Origin of the sequence: Lentilactobacillus sp. TOM.63, from assembly GCF_030361045.1 — a bacterium.
GTDB lineage: Bacteria > Bacillota > Bacilli > Lactobacillales > Lactobacillaceae > Lentilactobacillus > Lentilactobacillus dabitei.
Genome location: NZ_JAUCAP010000119.1, coordinates 1 through 4724, shown reverse-complemented (window position 1 = coordinate 4724; position 4724 = coordinate 1). Strand labels below are relative to the sequence as shown.

The following is a 4724-nucleotide window of genomic DNA, read 5'->3' as shown; positions in this document are numbered from 1 at the left end:
AATTAACCACCAGTCTGCAAATGGTCGTTTTAGCGTTTTTAGCACTATTACTTAAGAGATTTTAGACAGCTTCTAAGTAATGACAATATGGTAGTGATCAAGAGGTACAGCAGAGGCCGTTAAAGCATTAATATTAAAGCCTTGAATTGTCAAATTAAGTGCAACAGTAACAAGCATTATGATCATCTTTTTATACATACAAGTTTCCTCATTCACAAAAAAGTTACATCCATTCAAGATGTATCTACTTTAACACTTAAATGTAATAACTAAAGAGCTAAGTACAAAATTAAGTTATTGGTTTTTAATGAAAAGTATTAAAATGGTCGGGAAATAATTGGCTACGAAATTACGATTCATAGAAAAAATATCAAATGCTGTAAGAGATTGTCCAATATCCATGATTATTGATAAACTTCTGTGTAAAAAAGTGAATTTGATCCATGAAAAATTATCCCAGCAATATTACCTGGCAACAATTTGTTTTAGATATCCTATTAGTGTGGCACTTGATTTGACAATTGAGGAATTACTTTTTATTTTGATCTTTAGATTTAACGGGCAAAGTGGCAATTCCAACGCCGATTGCAACAGCAAAAACGGTCTGAATTAAATCATGGCTTTGATTTTCAAAAACTGCATAATAAACAGCAAATAACCCAATCGCTAGTAAATACCGTAAAATATAGATCAAGGCTCTTTTACTCATCAGAAACTGCCTCCCATAACAAACGATATCTATTTTTATTTAGGTTCTCTATCTAGATTATGTGTGATTTTCACATTTCTGCTTGTACCTAGGGGTTGCGACGCTTTTTGCCCATATTTTCCCCGTAAATAAACGTCAGTTGCTTTCACATCAAGCGTAGATAGATATAAACGGTTGGGTTCATCTTTTTTAGTTCGGGGATTAAAAACTGGTTGTTTTTGTATCAGCAAATGAGCAGCTGCGAGTTCTCTTTTTATTTTGACGACTTTCTGATTCTTGCAATTAAGTAAATTTCCTAATTCCTGATTCGAAAAAATAAAGTAGACGTGCCCTTCCTCATCAACCCAGTGATTGCGTAAGGCATACTCTAATCGGTCTTTCAGTACCATATAGGCCAATTTGGCTCCACTACTTAAATATCGATATTGTTCGCCGTACATCAATACTTTTGGAAACTGAAAGAATGAGGCTTCGTAAACATTGTTAACCTCGTAATAATTGAAATTATCGAATTCTTTCATCATATAAGCCCCGTTTCTATATCCAACTCATGTTAATTCAAAAGATCGCTGCTAAAACACCTAACTTGCTTTGCTAAGATTAAAAACTTGGGGAACCCTTTGAATTAACATGATACCAATTCAAAAGGTTCTCGATACTTGGCATGGATGTAAGCTAGTTCCTGAGACAACTTTTAAGAGAGGGTATAATAAGTCAATCGTCTCTTAAAAGAAAGGAATTTTTACATGCCAACTCATTACGACAAAGAATTCAAACAAAACATTATCAACCTCTATAAACAAGGTGAATCTGCTGCTCAACTTGCCAGAGAATATGGCATTGGCTATTCCACCGTTCATAAGTGGATTCAGTCCCAAACTCAAAACAAGTCAGGTAAGACTCCTGATGAGATTAAAGCAATGGAGAAACGCTTAGCTGCTTTATCCGAGGAGAACGAAATCTTAAAAAAAGCCCTCGGCTTCCTTGCGCAGAGATAACCGATATCTTTGATTATATCCAACAAGAAAGCCAAAATTACCAGGTAACTAAGATGTGTCGAGTCATCGGGGTTTCAAGAGCGCATTACTATCGCTATAAAGCCCACAAGCCCTCAAAAAGGAGTCTGGAAGATAAAGATCTGAAACAGCGGATTTTCCGCATCTTCGTTGAATTCAAACAAAGATATGGCGTCATGAAGATTCAATATGAATTAAGTAAAGAACTTCAACCCCTGCAGCGCCGCTGCAGTCCTCGCCGAGTCTCTCGGCTCATGAAGGAGATGGATATTCACTCGATTACCATCAAGAAGTGGAAGGCCACCTCTTCCTCCAAACAAGCGATTCAACAGCGTCCCAATCTGCTTAAGCAGGATTTCTCCACCACTGGCTTAAATCAGAAATGGACAACTGATATTACTTATATTCAGACTAAGCGTGATGGTTGGTGTTACTTATCAACCATCATGGATCTGCACTCCCGTCGGATTATCGGGTATTCCTTTTCTAAAAAAATGGATACCAAGCTGATCATGAAGACGCTTGAGAGCGCCGTCCAGAATCGGACAGTTACTGAGGGCCTCATCATTCACAGTGACTTAGGTACGCAGTACACCAGCGATAAATATAACAAACGCTTAAATGAACTACATATCCGCCACTCGTATAGCCGTAAGGGCTGTCCTTATGACAACGCCCCAATGGAATCTTTCCATGCTTCACTCAAAAAGGAATGTGTTTATCCAATTCCAGTTTTTGAAAATTACGAAGCGGCAGCTTCAGTCCTCTTTGAATATGTTCATTCCTTTTACAATAGGAAGAGAATTCATAGTTCACTCAGCTACCAACCCCCCTTACAAGTTGAAATTGCAACGATTGCGAACCAGATGGCCGCCTAATTTAATGCTTTCCATGGTTCAAATAAGTTATTAATCGAAATTAATGATTTATTTGAGCTGTGGAAGCTAAACGCGGTTCTTGATCTCTCTTAAAATCTGTCTCAAATATTGACTTCAATCCAAAAATTGGTTAGTAGACTTTTACAAACAACGAGATTGGTATAAGTACACTCCTCCAGTTAGGCTAAATTATTTGACCGAAGAGGTTGGTGAACTGTCAAGAGCAATCCGTTCAATTGAATTCGGTCGCGATCATCCAGGTGAGCGCAAGCTATCAACCTATGAAAAGTTTGATAACTTAAACGAAGAACTTGCAGACGTCATTGACCAAGTACTGATAATTTGTAGTCAATACGACATTGACCCCACATCCTTAATGGAATATAGCGAGCGGAAGCTAAATAAACGTTTCGAATCAAATCAAGGTGCTTAATGGAAAGTTGCTACGGTAGGCATCAGACTCATTTGATCCTCCCTACTCACTTTTTTGTTATAATAAAGTTATACAAACAAATGGAGCGTGACATAAATGACAAAACTAATTACACTGAAAAACTTGCCGAAGACACTGACTCCGAATGAAGATGTACTCACCTTGAGTATTAATTTAAATAAATTAAAATACCAACAAGATGAGCGTCTGCACTTAAAGAGTGCGCTTACAGAAATTAAAAAATATTCTATGGACCACCCTGAATTAAACTATAAAGAGCTTGAACGTCAGGTAGGCAACTTGATTGATCAGAACCTACCATACCAAGGGATAACGTTATTCATTCAAGGTAATACTTTAGAGTTGTTCGTTTTACCACGGACAACTGTTGACGAAGTAAAGTTAACAATTAGCAAATCTCCCGACTTACTATCTATTTTACGTGAGCAACCAAACAAGATGTATTACTTGTTAGCGTTAGAGGGAACATCATTCAGACTATTCAAAATTGTTGATAAAACAGTTGCACCCGTGAAATTAGATGCAGACGCCCCAACCGACCTAGTGGAAACATTAGGATCAGAAAAACGTGGTGGTGAACTTAACTTTATTGGTCAAGGTGGTTCAACAACTTTCCATGGCCACAATGAAACAAGCAAGGAAAAACAGATTGATTTAGAGCGTTACTACCGCGAAATCAATAAGTATCTGGTTGAAACTATTGACTTAACTGTTCCAATCGTCTTAATGGGATTACCTAAAAATCTGGCATTATTCAAACGAATTTCAGAAAAGCTGTCTCTATCTGAAATTCAAATTAGCAAATCCCCAACGGACTTAACAAATGCCCAAATTGAAAAGACCACTAGCAACGAAATCAGTGAACAAGAGGTTGAAACAATCACTGACGATGTTGCTGCCATTAATAACAAGCGGGTATTAACTGACACAGCTGAAATTGACCAAGCAATTGATACAAACCAACTAAACAAGCTGATTGTTAACGTTGGTAACCTATCCAATAGCGTCGATGACCACCTATACAATGACATCAACCGAATTATCTCTCGTGCCTTAAAGATTAACAGTCAGGTGGTTGTTCTTAAACAAGAAGAACCACAATCACCAGCCTTATTGGAAGCAACAACTTATTAATCGAAAAGCTCACAGAGCACGCCTAAACGGGGCTGTTCTGTGAGCTTTTTGATGACTTGCGAAAACCACCAAAAAATAATAAACTAAGGGTCTATTATTTTTTGGAGAGTCGATAATGAAAAAGCTGATATTTTCAATCTGGGCAATTGCCCTGTTAATCATCGCAGGTACCCTAACTGTACTCGCAAGTAAAACAAATTCCGACACTCAGTCTAACCAACAATTAGCACCCCAAACTCAAACCAAGCTAATCAATATCGCAGATAAAGCATTAACAAAACGCGAGGCAAAGCAAACTCGAATCGTCTATGTTGGCAAAGTAGTCAGACATCACCAGAAGTTCTATTTACTTGCTGGGATCAAACGCCAGACTGGTAAACGTGTCTCAACAAAACCAGATTCAATTTGAAATTTCTTTATCAACGAAAGTTTTAATCCTAAAGGCGGTCAGGGAGTCTTAGAAGCTGTCTAAAATCTCTTAAGTAATAGTGCTAAAAACGCTAAAACGACCATTTGCAGACTGGTGGTTAATT

General features: G+C 37.6%; 5 protein-coding genes and 2 pseudogenes. 5 read left to right on the top strand and 2 right to left on the bottom strand.

Going from position 1 to position 4724, the window contains the following annotated elements:
* Window positions 1-529: 529 nt before the first annotated feature.
* Both QUF07_RS13240 and QUF07_RS13235 read right to left on the bottom strand, forming a co-directional pair.
* Window positions 530-709 carry a hypothetical protein gene (locus QUF07_RS13240; RefSeq protein ID WP_054656189.1) on the bottom strand — a complete coding sequence of 60 codons (180 nt, stop codon included), beginning with the start codon at window positions 707-709 and terminating at the stop codon, window positions 530-532.
* A 44-nt stretch (window positions 710-753) separates the two neighbouring features.
* Window positions 754-1230 (bottom strand): annotated as a pseudogene (locus QUF07_RS13235) (replication initiator protein A); the annotation flags it as partial.
* A gap of 225 nt (window positions 1231-1455) precedes the next feature.
* Between QUF07_RS13235 and QUF07_RS13230 the strand changes: the two are divergent.
* From QUF07_RS13230 to QUF07_RS13210, 5 genes and pseudogenes are all read left to right on the top strand, one after another.
* Complete coding sequence (locus QUF07_RS13230) at window positions 1456-1707, top strand: transposase (RefSeq protein ID WP_280597393.1); 252 nt, start codon at window positions 1456-1458, stop codon at window positions 1705-1707.
* Window positions 1653-2603 carry an IS3 family transposase gene (locus tag QUF07_RS13225; RefSeq protein WP_353960970.1) on the top strand — a complete coding sequence of 317 codons (951 nt, stop codon included), beginning with the start codon at window positions 1653-1655 and terminating at the stop codon, window positions 2601-2603. The genes QUF07_RS13230 and QUF07_RS13225 overlap by 55 nt, the downstream gene beginning before the upstream one ends.
* A gap of 124 nt (window positions 2604-2727) precedes the next feature.
* Window positions 2728-3036, top strand: a pseudogene (locus QUF07_RS13220) (MazG nucleotide pyrophosphohydrolase domain-containing protein); the annotation flags it as partial.
* Window positions 3037-3132: 96 nt separating this feature from the next.
* Window positions 3133-4191: a baeRF6 domain-containing protein gene (locus QUF07_RS13215; RefSeq protein WP_289427858.1), complete on the top strand. Its 1059-nt coding sequence runs from the start codon at window positions 3133-3135 to the stop codon at window positions 4189-4191.
* A 115-nt stretch (window positions 4192-4306) separates the two neighbouring features.
* Window positions 4307-4600, top strand: a complete 294-nt coding sequence (locus QUF07_RS13210; RefSeq protein WP_122036936.1) for a hypothetical protein — start codon at window positions 4307-4309, stop codon at window positions 4598-4600.
* Window positions 4601-4724 lie beyond the last annotated feature (124 nt).